The sequence below is a fragment of the Candidatus Accumulibacter vicinus genome (assembly GCF_000584955.1).
In the GTDB taxonomy this organism is placed as follows: Bacteria; Pseudomonadota; Gammaproteobacteria; order Burkholderiales; family Rhodocyclaceae; genus Accumulibacter; species Accumulibacter vicinus.
The window spans coordinates 47,407-63,492 of sequence record NZ_JDSS02000020.1; the positions used below are offsets into that span (position 1 = coordinate 47,407).

Annotated in this window: 18 protein-coding genes; 8 read left to right on the plus strand and 10 right to left on the minus strand. The window is 64.2% G+C overall.

Annotated elements, in window-relative coordinates:
- Both CAPSK01_RS08300 and CAPSK01_RS08305 read right to left on the minus strand, forming a co-directional pair.
- Positions 1–522, minus strand: a 522-nt coding sequence (locus CAPSK01_RS08300) for a hypothetical protein (RefSeq protein WP_273703340.1), incomplete at its 3' end; no start/stop codon positions are given.
- On the minus strand, positions 522–977 hold the full coding sequence (locus tag CAPSK01_RS08305) for an NUDIX hydrolase (RefSeq protein WP_034925363.1): 456 nt from the start codon (positions 975–977) through the stop codon (positions 522–524). The genes CAPSK01_RS08300 and CAPSK01_RS08305, both read right to left, overlap by 1 nt.
- Before the next feature lie 105 nt (positions 978–1,082).
- On the opposite strand from CAPSK01_RS08305, the gene CAPSK01_RS08310 reads away from it, so the two are divergent.
- The 7 genes from CAPSK01_RS08310 (at position 1,083) to CAPSK01_RS08340 (ending at position 7,429) form a co-directional block, all read left to right on the plus strand.
- Entirely contained in the window at positions 1,083–2,003 is a 921-nt protein-coding gene (locus tag CAPSK01_RS08310; protein WP_034925157.1) for a branched-chain amino acid transaminase, read from the plus strand.
- Positions 2,004–2,143: 140 nt separating this feature from the next.
- Positions 2,144–2,341, plus strand: a complete 198-nt coding sequence (locus CAPSK01_RS22365; protein ID WP_273703341.1) for a zinc-finger domain-containing protein — start codon at positions 2,144–2,146, stop codon at positions 2,339–2,341.
- A 21-nt stretch (positions 2,342–2,362) separates the two neighbouring features.
- Complete coding sequence (gene waaF / locus CAPSK01_RS08320; RefSeq protein WP_034925162.1) at positions 2,363–3,379, plus strand: lipopolysaccharide heptosyltransferase II; 1,017 nt, start codon at positions 2,363–2,365, stop codon at positions 3,377–3,379.
- The gene (locus CAPSK01_RS08325; RefSeq protein ID WP_273703342.1) at positions 3,376–3,825 is read left to right on the plus strand and encodes a nuclear transport factor 2 family protein; all 450 of its coding nucleotides are present in this window, start codon (positions 3,376–3,378) and stop codon (positions 3,823–3,825) included. Before waaF ends, CAPSK01_RS08325 begins: the two co-directional genes overlap by 4 nt.
- On the plus strand, positions 3,822–4,787 hold the full coding sequence (locus CAPSK01_RS08330) for a hydrolase (RefSeq protein WP_034925165.1): 966 nt from the start codon (positions 3,822–3,824) through the stop codon (positions 4,785–4,787). The genes CAPSK01_RS08325 and CAPSK01_RS08330 overlap by 4 nt, the downstream gene beginning before the upstream one ends.
- Before the next feature lies 1 nt (position 4,788).
- Positions 4,789–6,168 (plus strand): phosphomannomutase/phosphoglucomutase, encoded by a 1,380-nt coding sequence (locus tag CAPSK01_RS08335; RefSeq protein ID WP_034925168.1) that lies wholly within the window; start codon positions 4,789–4,791, stop codon positions 6,166–6,168.
- Between the two features lie 13 nt (positions 6,169–6,181).
- Positions 6,182–7,429, plus strand: a complete 1,248-nt coding sequence (locus CAPSK01_RS08340; RefSeq protein ID WP_034925170.1) for an HDOD domain-containing protein — start codon at positions 6,182–6,184, stop codon at positions 7,427–7,429.
- A 1-nt stretch (position 7,430) separates the two neighbouring features.
- Here the strand turns inward: CAPSK01_RS08340 and CAPSK01_RS08345 are convergent, their stop codons facing one another.
- The 7 genes from CAPSK01_RS08345 to CAPSK01_RS08375 form a co-directional block, all read right to left on the minus strand.
- Positions 7,431–7,919: an NUDIX domain-containing protein gene (locus CAPSK01_RS08345; RefSeq protein WP_034925173.1), complete on the minus strand. Its 489-nt coding sequence runs from the start codon at positions 7,917–7,919 to the stop codon at positions 7,431–7,433.
- A complete protein-coding gene (locus CAPSK01_RS08350) occupies positions 7,916–8,950 on the minus strand; it encodes a low specificity L-threonine aldolase (protein WP_034925369.1) in 1,035 nt (344 codons plus the stop codon). The genes CAPSK01_RS08345 and CAPSK01_RS08350 overlap by 4 nt, the downstream gene beginning before the upstream one ends.
- A 26-nt stretch (positions 8,951–8,976) precedes the next feature.
- The gene (locus CAPSK01_RS08355; protein ID WP_034925176.1) at positions 8,977–9,360 is read right to left on the minus strand and encodes a type II toxin-antitoxin system VapC family toxin; all 384 of its coding nucleotides are present in this window, start codon (positions 9,358–9,360) and stop codon (positions 8,977–8,979) included.
- Positions 9,361–9,366: 6 nt separating this feature from the next.
- On the minus strand, positions 9,367–9,591 hold the full coding sequence (locus CAPSK01_RS08360; RefSeq protein WP_034925179.1) for a hypothetical protein: 225 nt from the start codon (positions 9,589–9,591) through the stop codon (positions 9,367–9,369).
- A 32-nt stretch (positions 9,592–9,623) separates the two neighbouring features.
- Positions 9,624–12,245 (minus strand): alanine--tRNA ligase, encoded by a 2,622-nt coding sequence (alaS, locus tag CAPSK01_RS08365; RefSeq protein WP_034925372.1) that lies wholly within the window; start codon positions 12,243–12,245, stop codon positions 9,624–9,626.
- A gap of 103 nt (positions 12,246–12,348) precedes the next feature.
- Positions 12,349–13,092 (minus strand): glycerophosphodiester phosphodiesterase, encoded by a 744-nt coding sequence (ugpQ, locus tag CAPSK01_RS08370; protein WP_034925182.1) that lies wholly within the window; start codon positions 13,090–13,092, stop codon positions 12,349–12,351.
- Complete coding sequence (locus CAPSK01_RS08375; protein WP_034925185.1) at positions 13,089–14,363, minus strand: extracellular solute-binding protein; 1,275 nt, start codon at positions 14,361–14,363, stop codon at positions 13,089–13,091. Before CAPSK01_RS08375 ends, ugpQ begins: the two co-directional genes overlap by 4 nt.
- Before the next feature lie 187 nt (positions 14,364–14,550).
- Here CAPSK01_RS08375 and CAPSK01_RS08380 point away from each other — a divergent pair, with 187 nt between their 5' ends.
- Entirely contained in the window at positions 14,551–15,000 is a 450-nt protein-coding gene (locus tag CAPSK01_RS08380) for a hypothetical protein (protein ID WP_273703375.1), read from the plus strand.
- 183 nt (positions 15,001–15,183) lie between these two features.
- Here the strand turns inward: CAPSK01_RS08380 and CAPSK01_RS08385 are convergent, their stop codons facing one another.
- Positions 15,184–16,050: a formylglycine-generating enzyme family protein gene (locus CAPSK01_RS08385; RefSeq protein ID WP_273703376.1), complete on the minus strand. Its 867-nt coding sequence runs from the start codon at positions 16,048–16,050 to the stop codon at positions 15,184–15,186.
- Positions 16,051–16,086: the final 36 nt, after the last annotated feature.

Consider the following 16,086-nt stretch of genomic DNA (forward strand, 5'->3'; position numbering starts at 1 on the left):
CGCCATCACCACTGCCGGGCGACCGTTGTCACGAAACCAGCTATCCACGACATAACGTGCTGGCTCCGCAGTCGAAGCAGGCGCTGTCGCCAGCAAATCGAGTTCCTCGATCTGCGCCGAATAGTGAAATTCGAACAGATAGAGCACCCGTCGCACCGGCTCGAGAACGCGGTGGAAAGACAGCCAGCGATGACTTTCCAGCAGCCGCAGCAGGCGCGTCGTAGTCGTTGAGTGATCGATGCAGTCCATCCGCCCGAAGGCGCCATCATCGGCAAAGTTGCCCCCGCGGTCCGCCGAAATCGGTGTCTGTTCGCCCGCCCAGCCCAGCATCCAGCCGATCGCCAGCGACAACCTGGCGCGCTCCTCGGTGGCATTGCGGGCAACGCCGAGCAGATCACGCACCTGCGTCAACTGCCCGGCACTGAAGTTCACCTCGGCCTCGGCCACACACCCGTAGTTGTAGCAGACGCTCAACGAATCCGCCGACACCGCTGAAGCCAGGCCCAGCAGGATCAATGGCATCAGCCAGCGCACGTGTACTGGTGCAACAGTTCGAGCGGATAGCGCCGGCCGACGAGCCAGTCCTCGATGCACCGGAGAACCATCAGACTGCGGTGCTGCGCCTGGCGCTCCCGGATTTCATCGAGCGTCAGCCAGTGCGCCGCCAGGATACCTTCGTCGAGTGCTCGCCGGGAATCGTGTGCGGTGATCTCGCCACCGAAGGCAAAACGCAGATAGCTCACGTCCCTGGTTTCGTTACGGTAATTGTAGACTCCGATCAGGAACTGCGGCGTCAGGGTATAAGCCGTTTCCTCAAGGGTCTCGCGAACCACGGCATCGATCAGGGACTCGCCGCATTCCAGATGGCCCGCCGGCTGGTTGTAACAGACCCCGTATTCGGTTTCCTCCTCGACGAGCAGGAAGCGACCATCACGTTCGAGCACCGCAGCGACGGTGACATTGGGTTTCCAGACCATGGCAGAAGCCTTGCAGGGCGGTAAAGACGCCATTTTACCGCCAACCGGGAAGCGAAATCGGCTAAAATTTCCGCTTCAGGATTTCCGGCAAAGGGAGAGCACACCATGTCCATGGCGGATCGCGACGGCTTCATCTGGTACGACGGCAAACTGGTGCCATGGCGTCAGGCCACAACGCATGTGCTGACGCACACCCTACATTACGGCATGGGAGTTTTCGAAGGCATTCGCGCCTACAAAGCCGAAAAGGGCACCGCCATCTTCCGTCTCAAGGAACATACCGACCGTTTGTTCAACTCGGCCTACATCTTCCAGATGAAGATGCCCTACGACAAGGAAACCCTGCTCGAAGCGCAAAAAGAAGTGGTACGCGCCAATCAGCTCGAATCCTGCTACCTGCGGCCGATCGTCTTCTATGGCTCCGAGGCGATGGGCATTGCCGCCACTGCGGTGAGTACGCACGTGGCCATCGCTGCCTGGCCGTGGGGCGCCTACCTCGGTGCCGAGGGAATGGAAAAGGGCATCCGTGTCAAGACCTCGTCATTCACCCGCCATCATGTGAATATCAACATGTGCCGCTCGAAGTCGGTCGGCACCTACACCAACTCGATCCTTGCCCACCAGGAGGTGGCACACGACGGTTACGACGAAGCCCTGCTGCTCGACGTTGACGGCTATGTGGCCGAAGGCGCCGGCGAGAACGTGTTCATCGTCAAGAAGGACAAACTGTATACCCCGGATCTGACCTCCTGCCTCGAAGGCATCACCCGCGCCTCGGTCCTGCAGCTCGCCGACGAGCTGGGCATCCCGGTCATCGAAAAACGGATCACCCGCGACGAGGTGTATTGTGCCGACGAAGCCTTCTTTACCGGCACGGCGGCCGAGGTGACCCCGATTCGCGAACTCGACAATCGCCAGATCGGTGCTGGCCACCGCGGCCCGATCACCACCCGCATCCAGAATCTCTTCTTCGACTGCGTGAATGGCCGCATGCCAGCGCATGCAGACTGGCTGGCCTACGTCTAACGGTCATGACTTTTCCAGGCACCCCCGATCATGAAAGTCATGACCGTTTCCCTCTCCCCCCGACCCCTCCCCCGCGCGGGGGAGGGGGGATTCGTGAGTCGCTGACGCGACTTTCAAATTAATCTTGCAAAGTTGCCATCATGTCTCAGAAAATCCCGCAGAAGCCCATCGAGGTCACCGCTCAGGAACTCCCCTTGCACTGCCCGGGCAAGGATGCACCGCTGTGGGCAAGGCATCCACGCGTCTATCTCGACATCACGCATAGCGGCGAAGTCGTTTGTCCCTACTGCAGCGCACACTATGTCCTCAGGGGAGAGCGGCCGAAAGGGCATCACTGATCGGCGACTGCACAGCCGGTCATGAAAGCACTCATCGTCGCCCCGTCCTGGATCGGCGATACGGTGCTGTCGCAGCCGCTGTTGATGCGCCTGCATGAGCGAACCCCCGGCCTGCAGATCGACGCTCTGGCGCCCCGCTGGGTCGCGCCGGTTCTTGAACGGATGCCCGAGATCACGCGACTCATCGACAGCCCCTTCGCACATGGCGATCTCTCGCTGAAAGCGCGGCACCGGCTGGCTCACCAATTGGCGAAGGGCGGCTACCAGCGTGCCTACATTCTGCCGAATTCGATCAAATCGGCCCTGATTCCGTTTTTTGCCGACATTCCCGAGCGCATCGGTTTCGTGGGTGAAAGCCGTTATGGGCTGATCAATCGCTGGCACACGCTGAACAAAACGCAACTGCCGCTGATGGTCGAGCGCTTCGCGCAGCTTGCCGAAGCGCCCGGAACTGCGCTGCCAAGACCGCTACCGCAGCCGCGCCTGCAGTCCGACAGCGTGCAACGTGCCGCAACGCTGGCGTCGCTTGGCATCGCACTGCCTGAAAAGCTGGCGGCATTCTGCCCCGGTGCCGAATATGGTCCGGCCAAGCGCTGGCCGGCAAAGCATTTCGCCACCCTCGCCAATCTGCTGGCCGATCAGGGCTACGCAGTCTGGCTGCTCGGTTCACAGAAAGACCGGACGATCGCCGACCAGATCGTCAACTACACCGACCTGACCAGGCGACCCCACAACCTCTGCGGTGCCACCACCCTGACCCAGGCCATCGATCTGCTGGCTGCTGCAGCGTTTGTCGTCTGCAACGATTCGGGCCTGATGCACGTCGCCGCCGCCCTCGGTCGACCGCTGGTTGCCCTCTATGGCTCCTCATCGCCCGGCTTCACCCCACCGCTTTCGGGGCAGGCGAAGGTCATCAGCCTGGATCTCGACTGCAGCCCCTGCTTCCAGCGCAGCTGTCCACTGGGCCATTTCGACTGCCTGAACAAGCTCGACCCGCAGCGTGTTCTCGACGCCTGCCCAACCAAGGCACTTGCATGATCATCATTTTTGCCACCCCTGAGGACGTCGAAACCGCCTTCTACGAAGCCATCGCACGTGCCGATCTGGTCGCCCTGATGAGCGTCTGGGCCGATGATGAAGAAATCGTCTGCATCCACCCGACCGGCCAGCGTCTGACCGGTGCCGATGCGATCCGCGAAAGCTGGCGCAGCATTTTCGCCAACAACCCGCGCCTGATGGTGCGCCTGTCGCGCGGCGTTCGCTGGAACGGCATGCTCCTGTCGGTGCACAATGTCGTCGAAACGCTCTACATCGGTGAAGAACGCAAACCGCACGGGCCGATGCTGGCGACCAATGTTTTCCAGCGCGGTGCGAATGGCTGGCGCCTGCTTTCGCACCACTCATCGACCGCAGCCGACCGGAACCTGGCGAACAGCGACAGCGCCGACGAAGGCAGCACGAAAACACCGCGGACACTGCATTGAGTTCCTACCGTGCGCCAGGCTGGCTACCCGGCGGCCACGCCCAGACCCTCTACCCCCTGCTGATCCGACCCGACCCCCTGCCCTACCACCGGCAACGCTGGGAGACGCCGGATGGCGACTTCATCGACCTCGACTGGAACCTTGCGCCATCGTCCTTCCCGGAGGGTCGACCCTTGCTGGTGCTTTTTCATGGTCTGGAAGGCAGTTCCGGCAGTCACTACGCAAGCACCCTGATGCACGCCGTCACGGTCATTGGCTGGGCAGGCGTGGTGGTGAATTTCCGGGGATGTTCGGGCGAAAGCAATCGCCTGCCACGCGCCTACCACTCCGGCGACAGCGACGAGATCGACTGGATCCTGCGACGTCTGCAAGCGTTTTTTCCAGATTACCCACGCTACGCGGTTGGCGTTTCGCTGGGCGGCAACGCCCTGCTGAAATGGCTCGGCGAACGCGGGACGGCGGCCACCGATACCCTGCAGGCGGCCGCCGCGATCAGTGCACCGTTCGACCTCGCCGCTTGCGGTCACGCCCTGGCCAGAGGATTCAACCGCCTCTACACCCGGCACTTCCTGCGCACTCTCAAGCGTCATGCCGCCGACAAACTGGGCCGCTATCCCGACCTGTTTGACGAACGGCGGATGCGCGCGGCCCGCAATCTCCATGAATTCGACGAAATCGTCACGGCACCGCTGCACGGTTTTGCCGGTGCCGACGACTATTGGCGAAGGGCGTCGAGCAAACCCTGGCTGCCCGGCATCCGGCTGCCAACGCTGCTGCTCAATGCCCAGAACGACCCCTTCCTGCCGGCACCGGCGCTCCCCACTGTCGACCAGGTCGCGGCCAGCGTGCAGCTTGAATTCCCGCGTCAGGGCGGCCATGTGGGTTTCGTCACCGGTCGCCTGCCGGGGCGACTCGACTGGCTGCCACAGCGCATTCTTGACTATTTTCAGCATGAGGTTTGACATGCCTACTCCCCTGCCCGCCGAAATCTTCAAGGCCTACGACATTCGCGGTATCGTCGGCAAGACCCTGACCGCGGACATTGTCCGGCGCATCGGCCATGGCCTCGGTTCGTTGGCCGTCGAGCGCGGCCAACGCGCGATTGCGGTGGGCCGTGATGGACGCCTGTCCGGACCGGAACTATCGGCAGCACTGATGGAAGGCATCTGCATGGCCGGCGTCGACAGCATCGACGTCGGCTGCGTGCCGACGCCGGTGGTCTACTTTGCAGCGCATGAACTCGGTTGCCAGAGTTGCGTGGCCGTCACCGGCAGCCATAATCCGCCCGATTATAACGGTCTGAAAATGGTCATCGGCGGTGAGACCCTGGCCGGCGAAACCATCCAGGAGATCCGGCAACGTGTCGACGCCGGCCGGCTCAAGCACGCGGCTGGCCAGTCCCGCAGTGCCGACGTTCGCCCCGCCTACCTCGCGCGCATCACCGGCGATGTTCGCCTGGCACGTCCGCTGAAGATCGTCATCGACTGTGGCAACGGCGTCGCCGGAGGCATCGCCCCGCAGCTCTTTCGCGCACTGGGTTGTGAGCTGGTCGAACTGTTCTGTGAGGTGGATGGGCATTTTCCGAACCACCACCCCGACCCGTCGAAGCCCGAGAACCTTCGGGACCTCATCGAAGCGCTCGGCCGCAGCGGCGCCGAACTTGGACTCGCTTTCGACGGCGATGGTGACCGCCTCGGCGTCGTCACCCGCGACGGCGAGATCATCTACCCCGATCGCCAACTGATGCTCTTTGCCGCCGACGTGCTCGGCCGCTGCCCAGGACAGGCGATCATCTACGATGTCAAATGCACGCGCCGGCTGGCGCCATGGATCCGCCAGCATGGCGGCGAGCCGCTGATGTGGAAAACCGGACACGCGCTGGTCAAAGCCAAACTCAAGGAAACCGGTGCGCCGCTGGCCGGCGAAATGAGCGGCCACATGTTCTTCAAGGAACGCTGGTTCGGCTTTGACGATGGTCTCTACGCCGGTGCCCGACTGCTCGAGATCCTCGCCCGTGCAGTCGATGCCAACACCGTCCTGAAGGCTCTGCCCGACAGCAGCTCGACGCCGGAACTGAACATCGCCATGCAGGAAGGCGAGCCCCTGGCTCTGATCGACGAACTGCGGCGGCAGGCACACTTCGAGGGTGCACGCGAGATCATCACCATCGATGGCCTGCGCGTCGAATATGCCGATGGCTTCGGACTGGCGCGGCCGTCGAATACCACACCGGTGGTCGTGCTCCGTTTCGAAGCCGACGACAACGAAGCTCTGGCACGTATTCAGAGTGATTTTCGCCGCGTCCTCAATACCACCCGCCCCGGCCTGGTGCTGCCGTTCTGATGCGCATGCCCCGATGACAGACGATCCATCCCTCAAGAACGCCTTTCTGTTCCGGCAGCCGATCCTCAACCGGGAGCAGGAACTTGCCGGCTACCAGCTATCGTTCCGAAGCAGTGCCGCGACGACCGACTCCCCCGCCGGTGCGGCTGCCGCGCTGTGTGCAGCCTATTCCGAACTGGGCATGCAGAGTGCGCTCGGTCACCGTTGTGCATTCATCGGCATCGACACCGAATTTCTGCAACAGGAGGCCATCGAATTGCTGCCGCCGGCCGGCGTGGTCCTCGAACTGTTGCTCGACGGCGTCGCCAACTGGGCAACGCTAACGCGTTGCCAGAGCCTGCGCGCGCGTGGCTATACGCTGGCACTGCCCGACTACCGCGGCATCGACGACCGCAGTCGACCGCTGTTGCCGATGGTCGGAGTCATCAAGATCGACGTTGACACTGCCGACACAGGCCAGCTCCGGGATCTCGCCGGCTCGCTGCGCAAGCTGCCGATCAGGCTGCTGGCGCAGGGTATTGGCAATAGCGCACAGCTGGAGCATTGCCGTGGCCTCGGCTTTGAACTATTTCAGGGCCGCTACTTCGCGCAGGCCGAAATCGTCAGTGGTCGCCGCCTCTCGGCCTCGCAGGCGGCACTGATTCGCCTGGTCAACCTCGTCGGGCGTGATGTCGAGACCGCACTGATCGAGGATGCCTTCAAGCACGAGCCCGCGCTGACGCTCAACCTGCTGCGGGTGGTCAACTCGGTCGGATGTCGCGGTAGCCGCCTCGCGCAGCCGGTGACCTCGCTGCGGCATGCGATTACCCTGTTCGGACGCCGCCAGTTGCAGCGCTGGTTGTCGCTGCTGCTGCTGGCCCCCGGCCACGCGGCCGACCCTTCCCGCTCACCCCTGCTGCAAGTGGCCGCCCTGCGCGGCCGGATGATGGAGTTGTTGATCGAGCTTGTTCCCCCAGGCAATTACCGACACTTGAGCGAACTGGCTTTCCTCACCGGCATCCTGTCGATGATGCCGGTTGCGCTCGGTCTGCCGATCGAGGAAATCCTCGAACAGATTGCCGTTGAACGTGCCGTGCGCAATGCCCTCTGCGAGCATGGCGGTCTGCTCGGAAACATCCTGGCCCTGCTCGAATGCTTCGACAACGACGATGCGCCGGGCTGTGACCGATTGCTGTCAACCCTGCCCGGCCATTTCGACCATCACACCCTGAATACCTGCCTGAGCGTCGCGCTGCGCTGGTTGAACGGCGGCAGCGAGTAGATCATCCGACCCTTCGCTGAGCCAGCCAGTCGCTGACCGCCAGGCCGGTCCCAAAGTCCCAGGCCTTGAGCTTTTCAGGAGCGATCAGCCGGAACTCGGCAAGTTCGTCGTTGAGCCGGATCTCGCCATCAGCGAGTACATGGTAGGCAATGATCACTTCGTGTTTGCGCGCAAACGGATAGACGCCAATCAGCGTGACCGCCGTGGCGTCGAGGCCGAGTTCTTCCTTGACCTCGCGCGCGACGCCGGCAGCCGGCGCTTCGTCGCGCTCGAGAAAACCCGTGATCAGGCCGAAAGCGCCGGCCGTCCAGGCGTGGTTGCGCGCCAGCACGATGTGCTCCCGGTATTCGACCAGCGCGGCCAGCACCGGTGCCGGGTTGTCCCAATGAACGAAACCGCAGTCGGCACGGCAATGGCGCCGCGGCAAACCGCCGACTGCTCGCATCTCCAGCCCGGCACCGCAGAGCGGACAGAAACGCCAGGTGCTCAAACGGACTCCGCGGCCAATTCGCGGATGTCGGCGAGCAGACGATCGACGGTTTCCGGCGCGGTATCCCAGCCACACATGAAACGCGCGCCGCCGGCGGCGATGAAGTTGTAAAACAACCAGCCGCGCGCGCGCAGGCCGGCCTCGATACGGCCGGGCAGGCGTACAAAGACACCGTTGGCCTGCACCGGGAACAGCGCCGGCAGGCCGGTGCCTTCGGCCAGACCGGCCGCCAGACGCCGCGCCATGGCATTGGCGTGCGCGGCGTGCCGCAACCAGGCACCGTTTTCGAGGATTCCGAGCCAGGGAGCCGAAAGGAAGCGCATCTTCGACGCCAGTTGGCCGGCCTGTTTGCAGCGATAGGAAAAATCGTCCGACAGCTTGCGGTCGAAAAAGACGACGGCCTCGCCGACCGGCAGGCCCATCTTGGTGCCGCCAAAGCACAGCACATCGACGCCGGCCCGCCAGCTCACTTCCGCCGGACTCAGGCCGAGACCGGCGACGGCATTGGCAAAGCGGGCGCCGTCCATGTGCACGCGCAGGCCATACGCGCGTGCCGTATCGGCGATCGCCTGCAGTTCGTCGGGACGATACACGGTGCCGACCTCGGTCGCCTGCGTCAGGGTCACCACCTTCGGCTTGGGATAGTGGATGTCACTGCGCCGGGTCACGACTTGGACAATCGCCTCCGGCGTCAGCTTGCCCTGCTCGCCGGCCACCGCCAACAGCGTGGCACCATTGGAGAAGAACTGCGGCGCCCCACATTCGTCGGTGTCAACATGCGCCAGTTGATGGCAGATCACGCTGTGGTAAGGCTGGCACAGTGCCGCCAGCGCGAGCGAGTTGGCCGCCGTCCCGTTGAAGACGAAGTACACGTCGCAGTCGGTCTCGAACAATTCGCGCAAACGATCGGCCACACGCAAGGTCCACTCGTCGTCGCCATACGAACGGACATGCCCGTCGTTGGCCGCCAGTAGCGCGGCGAGAGCCTCCGGACAAATGCCGGCGTAGTTGTCACTGGCAAAGTGCTGCATCGCCGGGCTCCGTCCATGGTTGGCATTCATGGAACAAACCGTTCCCTATTCAGACCATCAATGATGGAAAAATGTCTGGCGTTGGCGGTCAACAGGGTAAGGCCATGATCGAGGGCAGTTGCTGCGATCAGTGCATCGGCCAACTGCAAGCCGCCGGATAGGGCGTAGGTGTCGATCAAGGTGGTGGCCTGTTCGGAGATGGCGGGGGTCAGCGGCAACACATCGCTATCCCGCTGCGCCAGCCCCCGTTTGATCCGCTGCAATTCATCCTTGCTGCGGCATCCTTGCGCCAGTTCCAAGTAGGTCACAACGGAAAGCCGCCAAGGATGAATGAGGTCAAGACGGGCTTTGGCTCCGACGTGGCCTCTCGTTAGCCAGATCAGCACATCCGAGTCAATCAAAAGGGTCACGGCTGCTCAGAAACGCGGCGCACGCAGCGTGCTGAGATAAGCTTGCACGTCAGCCATATCCTCGCGGTCGCGCCACATCCCGAACAGCAGATCGTCTTCTACCGCCACGCCGCCGACGGCTTGCTCCTCAATCCGAATGGTGACGCGGGCATTCTCGGGAACCGCCAGCCTGTTCCGCCAAGCCTCGGGAAGTTCGCTGATTTTCACATTCTCGATGACAAGAGTACTCATCTGGTTCTCCGTTCGACCATTTCAGTTCCGGGTCACAACCGTTGCTCGACCCAGGGCCGCACTGAAGCCAGAGCCACGGGTAAATTGGCCGGCTCGTTGCCGCCGGCCTGGGCCATGTCCGCACGACCGCCGCCCTTGCCGCCAAGCTGTCGGGCAACCATGTTCACCAGTTCGCCGGCCTTGACCCTGCTGGTCAGATCGGCGGTGACGCCGGCGATCAGCGTCACCTTGCCGTCATTGGTCGAGGCCAGCACGACGGCGGCGCTCTGCAGCTTGTCGCGCAACTTGTCGATGGTCGAGCGCAAGGCGTTGACGTCGGCGCCGTCCATGACCGCGGCGACAACCCTGCTACCCTTGACTTCGACCGCCTGCGCGAGCAGTTCGTCGCCTTGCGCCGAGGCGAGTTTCGCCTTGAGACGGGCCAGATCCCTTTCCAGCGAGCGAACATTGTCGAGAACCTGCGCGAGCTTGACCGGCACCTCGGCAAGCGGCACCTTGAACGCCGCCGCCGCATCGGTCAGCATCGCCTGCTGCTGTTGAACGAGCGCCAGCGCGGTGTCACCGGTCACCGCCTCGACGCGGCGGACGCCGGCGGCGACGCCGGTTTCGGCGACGATCTTGAACAGGCCGATGTCACCGCTGCGCCGGACGTGCACGCCACCGCAGAGTTCCTTCGACGAGCCGATCGTCAGCACCCGCACTTCGTCGCCGTATTTCTCGCCGAAGAGCATCATCGCCCCTGAGCGCTGTGCTTCCTCGATCGGCATGATGCGTGCCTCGGCGGCGGCATTGGCGAGAATCTCGTGATTGACGATGGTCTCGACACGACGAATCTCGTCGGCGCTCATCGGCGCATGGTGCGCAAAGTCGAAGCGCGTCTTCTCGGCGTCGACCAGCGAGCCTTTCTGCTGCACATGGCTGCCGAGCACCTCGCGCAGCGCCTTGTGCATCAGGTGCGTCGCCGAGTGGTTGCGCACGATGCGCGCGCGCGCCAGCCCGTCCACCCTGGCGGAAACGTTGTCGCCAACGCTGATCAGCCCGGTCCTGACGACGCCCTGATGACCAAAGACGGTGGCCTGGATCTTCTGCGTGTCCTCGACCGCGAAAATCCCCTGCCCGCCCTGCAAGATCCCACGATCGCCGACTTGGCCACCCGATTCGGCGTAGAACGGCGTTTCGTCAAGGACGACGACGCCAAGCTCGCCTTCCTTCAGCTCATCGACCAGGGTACCGTCGCGGTACAGCGCCAGGACCTTGCCGCTGAACTCGGTCGCCTCATAACCATGAAAGGTCGTCGCCGGTCCCTGGTAATCGAGTGCTGCGGCCATTCTGAACTTGCCGGCGGCGCGCGCCTGTTCCTTCTGGTGCGCCATCGCCGCGTCAAAGGCGGCCACATCGACGCTGACGCCGCGTTCACGGCAGACATCGGCGGTCAGATCGAGCGGAAAACCGAAGGTATCGTGCAGCTTGAAGGCGGTGTTGCCGTCGAAGACGGTTGCGCTCCTGCCCTGCATGGCTGCGAGCTCGCCTTCGAGGATGCTCATGCCGTGCTCGATGGTCTCGAAGAAACGCCCCTCTTCCTGGCGCAGCACCTCGCTGACGCGCGCCTCGTTGCGGGCCAGTTCGGGGTAGGCAGCGCCCATTTCGACCACCAGATCAGGCAGCATGCGGTGGAAGAAGGCCGCTCGCGCGCCGAGTTTGTAGCCGTGCCGGATGGCGCGCCGGATGATGCGTCGCAGGACATAGCCCCGCCCCTCGTTGCCGGGGATCACCCCGTCGGAGATCAGGAAGGCGCAAGCGCGGATGTGATCGGCAAGCACCCGCAGCGAGGGGCTGTCGAGGTCGGCAGACGAAGTCTCGCGCGCGGCGGCAGCGATCAGGCGGACAAACAGGTCGATCTCGTAATTGCTATGAACATGCTGCAGCACCGCCGCCGTCCGCTCCAGCCCCATGCCGGTATCGACCGACGGCTTGGGCAGCGGGTGCATGACGCCGGCCTCGTCGCGGTTGAACTGCATGAAGACGTTGTTCCAGATCTCGATGTAACGGTCGCCCTCTTCGTCGGGCGATCCCGGTGGCCCGCCGGGAATGCCTTCCCCGTGGTCGTAGAAGATTTCCGTACAGGGTCCGCAGGGACCGGTGTCGCCCATCATCCAGAAGTTGTCGGAAGCGTAGCGCGCGCCCTTGTTGTCACCGATGCGCACCACCCGCCCGGCCGGCACGCCGATCTCTCGCGTCCAGATCTCGTAGGCTTCGTCGTCCTCGGCATAGACCGTCACCCACAGGCGCTCGGCAGGCAGGCCATAGACCTCGACCAGCAGCTCCCAGGCGTAGCGGATCGCGTCGAGCTTGAAGTAGTCGCCGAACGAGAAGTTGCCGAGCATTTCAAAAAAGGTGTGGTGACGCGCGGTGTAGCCGACGTTTTCGAGGTCGTTGTGCTTGCCGCCGGCACGAACGCATTTCTGCGCAGTCGTCGCGCGCAGGTACGGCCGCTTGTCGAAACCGAGAAAAACGTCCTTGAACTGGTTCATGCCGGCGTTGGTGAACAACAGCGTCGGATCGGCATGTGGCACCAGCGAACTCGAGGCGACGATCTGGTGGCCTTTGGAGGCGAAGAACTTCAGGAACTTGTCGCGGATTTCAGCGCTTGTCATCATGATCCATCCCCCTGCGGGGCTCGTTCAAGGAGCCGCGATTTTAACGTGAAAGTCGGATTCGCGACCGCTCGATCACCCTGAGGTCGCGGAGATGACGACGCTAGCCCTCGGCGATGCAATCGATGCGATCGCTGAACACCGCCGCCACCCCCCGCCGATGGAGCGCGCTCGCCAGCGCTGGGTCGTTGACCGTGTAGCAGAGCACCGGGATGCCATGGGCGCGCGCTTCGCCCAGCAGCTCGTCGTCCAGGCAATCGGCGCGACAATGCAGGGTTACTGCCGCGAGCTGCCGCAGACGTACCCGCCAGTCCGCCGGCGGACGTTCATGAAGCATGCCGAGCGGCAGTTCCGGGACGGCCGCCCGCGCCGCCGCCAGGGCCGTTTCGGAAAACGACGAGAGCAGCGGCAGCGCCGCGCCGGCCCACAGCGCACGCACCGCGCGCGCGACGACCTCGCCGGTCAGGGCCTCGAAACCGGTCGCCGGTTTGATCTCGACATTGGCCAGCAGACCCAGCTGCCGGCAGACGAGGGCTGCCGAAGCCAGCGTCGGCAGCGGTTCGCCGGCAAACGCCGGGTGCTGGCGAACACCGGCGTCGAGGACCGACAGTTCGGCATCAGAAGTCTCGCACACCCGACCGACGCCGTTCGTCGTGCGGGCCAGCGTTTCGTCGTGCAGCAGCCACGGCGAGGCGTCCGCCGACAGCGTCACGTCGAATTCGACCGCCCGCAGGCCCAGGCGGGCGGCGATGCGCAAACCGGCCAGGGTGTTCTCCGGCGCCAGCGCCCCTCCGCAGCGGTGCGCGAAAACGTGCGGCAAGCGCCAGCCGAGGCGTGGAGCAATCACTTCTTCCGTTGTGGTGCCGGCGCCGGTGCCTTTGACGCCCCGGAGAGGACGAGATTGCCCCGCTGGACAGCGTTGTCGAGTGCCTGTTTGGCCGGCGTCTTGCCAGCCCAGGCGGCTTCGAGCTCCTCTTCGGTGATGATCCGCACCCGCTCGTTCTCGGAAACGCGCAGCGCACGCAGCGCGCCTGGTCCCTGCAACTGCGCGTAAGCGACATTGAGGCCGGCGGTATCGGCCTTCAACAGCTTGCGGCCCGCGGCGGCACGCGCCGCCGGCGTCATCGGCAGGAAGCCGGCCACCGCACTGAACTCGACCTGCAGATCGGGCTCCATCAGGAAACTCACGAACTGCGCCACCCCCTTGTACTCGACCGGCTTCTGGCCGGCGCCGACCCACAGCGAGTAACCTCCGGCCAGCGTCTGCTGCGGCGCTCCCGGCACATCGTCGTGATACGGCAGCGACGAAACGCCGACCTCGACCTTGCGGTGCTCATGCAGCGCGCCGTAGAGCGAAGACGAACTGGTCAGCATGCCGCATTCCCCCGCGGCAAAGCGGTTGTCGGCCTCGTCGCGACGGCCGAAATAGAGGAAGAAACGGGCTTTCGCCCAGGTGGTCAGCATCGCCGTGTGCTTGACCTGGACCAGGCCGTTGAAGTTCAGACGACCCTTCGCGTCGGACACCTCGACGCCGTTCCAGGAACTCAGGTTGTCGATATGCACCCAGGACGGCCAGGAAGTGGTGTAGGGACAGGTGCTGCCGGCGTCGAACAGCTTGTCGGCAGCTTTCAGCATCTCCGCCCAGGTTTTCGGCGGTTTTTCCGGATCGAGTCCGGCCTTGCGGAAGGCCGCCTTGTTGATGAACAACACCGGCGTCGACAGCCCGATCGGCAAGGCAAAGAGTTCGCCCTTGGCATCACCCAGGCCGACGCGCAGTTCCGGCGCCAGTTTGCCGGCCTCGAAGGGCATATTCGCCTCTTTCATCACCTGATGCAGGGGTTTGAAATTCGCCTTCGCAGCGACGAAGCGCGCCTGCTCCTCGCGCGTCACCAGGTTGAGGTCCTTGGGCGAATCGCCCTGAACGCGGCGCACCAGCCTGACCTCATAGTCCTTCTGCCGCGAGTTGAAGCGTTCGATCAGTTTCTCGAGCCGCTCGGCACGTTCTTCGTCAAGCTGATGCGAAAAGTCGAGGGTGGTTGGCGCCGCAGCCGTCAACGAAGAAAAGGGCGCCGCCAGTGCAAATGCCAACGCCGCCGGGAGAATTCTGAGTAAATGCATGCTGATCCTTCCAGGTAAGGAAAAAAAGAATGTGATTATAGTGGCAGCGACCGCCGATCCGGACCTAATCCTCCCACCGAAATGGCCTGTGACGGCCGGAGCGGCAGGCAACCCGTGCCGCGGACCAGCGAAGGTGTCGGCCGAAGATCCGGCTGTCTTTGCCCAGGCAGCTGCGACTGTGGTTAAAATGCGGCATCCTGACTCCACATTCCTTCCCCCAGAAAACGCCGTGTCCGACCCCGCCCCCCGCCCGTTGCGTAGCCTCCTGATCACCGGCTCGCTGCTGCTCGCGCTGAGCGGCTGCGATGCCGTCCAGCAGAAGCTCGGCCTCGAGGCACCGGCCGCCAAGCTGGCCCGCGACGAAGCCGAAGGGAAAGCGGTCGGCGGTGCCTGCCGGCAATCGGGTCGTGCCATCGAGGATTGTTATTCGATCTATTCCTGGTTGCCGAAAGCCGCGGTCTATGAAGGCTGGCGTGACATGGATATCTACATGCGCGAGAACAAGCTGGAAACGGTCGAGCCGCAACTGCCGCCGCCCCAGCCTCCCGGCACCAAAAAGAAGAAGCCGACCGCGCCGGTCGCCGAGGAGACGGTGGCGGAGACCAAGGGAAATCAGAAGGCAGGCAGCTCGCATTAAGGTCAAGGTCGCGTCAGCGACGCACGAACCCCCCGAACCTGGGAGGCAAGGCACCGGCCTTGGCAGAGCTGAGCCACCTTCACATTTGGGCCGCCGGGCAGCCAGCCACTGCCGGTACGGATTGCCGCGTTTCCCGCTTGTCCCGTTTCGCCCGTTTCGTTTTTCCTGCGCTTCCCTGCGGTCTCAGCGCGCCTGGCGCCCTCCGGGCGCGGCCGGCCGTCCCGGCCGGCCCTGAACCGGTGCCGGAACCTGGCCGGGCTCGATGGACCTCAGGGCAAAGCGGAACCCCTGGCCGCCGAGGAACTCGTCGCGGCCGTCGCGGCGCCCCTCGCTGCGGTAAGCGGAGCGAAGCCCCCCGGCCACGCTGAGCCACGAGCCGCCGCGCACGACGCGTGGGGCTTCTTCGTCTCCAGAAACCGGGCCAGCCGGGTCCTGCTGTGCCTGTTCGTCGTAACTCCGCAGGCCATCGGCACACCATTCCCAGACGTTGCCATGCATCTCGTACAGGCCCCAGGCGTTTGCCGGCAGGCTTTTCACCGGCACCGTCTCCTCGCGATGCCGTCCCTTCGCGCCGCCGGCATAGGGGGAGTTGCCGTCGTAGTTGACCTGCTCGGGCGTGATGTTCCCGCCGAAACTGAACGGCGTCTCGCTGCCGGCCCGGCAGGCGTATTCCCACTGCGCTTCGGTCGGTAGCGCCGCCTCGCAGCCGGGCAGCAGGGCTTCGAGCGCGCGCAGGAATCGCTGCGCCTCGTCCCAGCTTACCTGCTCGACCGGCCGCTGCGGGTCGCCCGTGAAGTGGCTGGGATTGGTGCCCATCACCGCCTGCCACAGCGCCTGCGTGCAGGCCGTATCGGCCAGCCAGAAGCCGCGCGTCAGCGTCACCCAATGCCGCGGGCCTTCATTGCTGTTTCGCATGGGCTCGCTTTCTGGCGAGCCCATGCGGAAACTCCCGGCCTCGATCCAGCGCAGCCGCTGCGTCGCGCTGCCGTGCGGGGTGCTGACCGTGAACTCGGCCCAGAGGCCGAATTCGGGGTCGATGCCGAAGCGCAGCGGGCTGCCTGCGGGTGGGGGATCAACGGCTTCGGC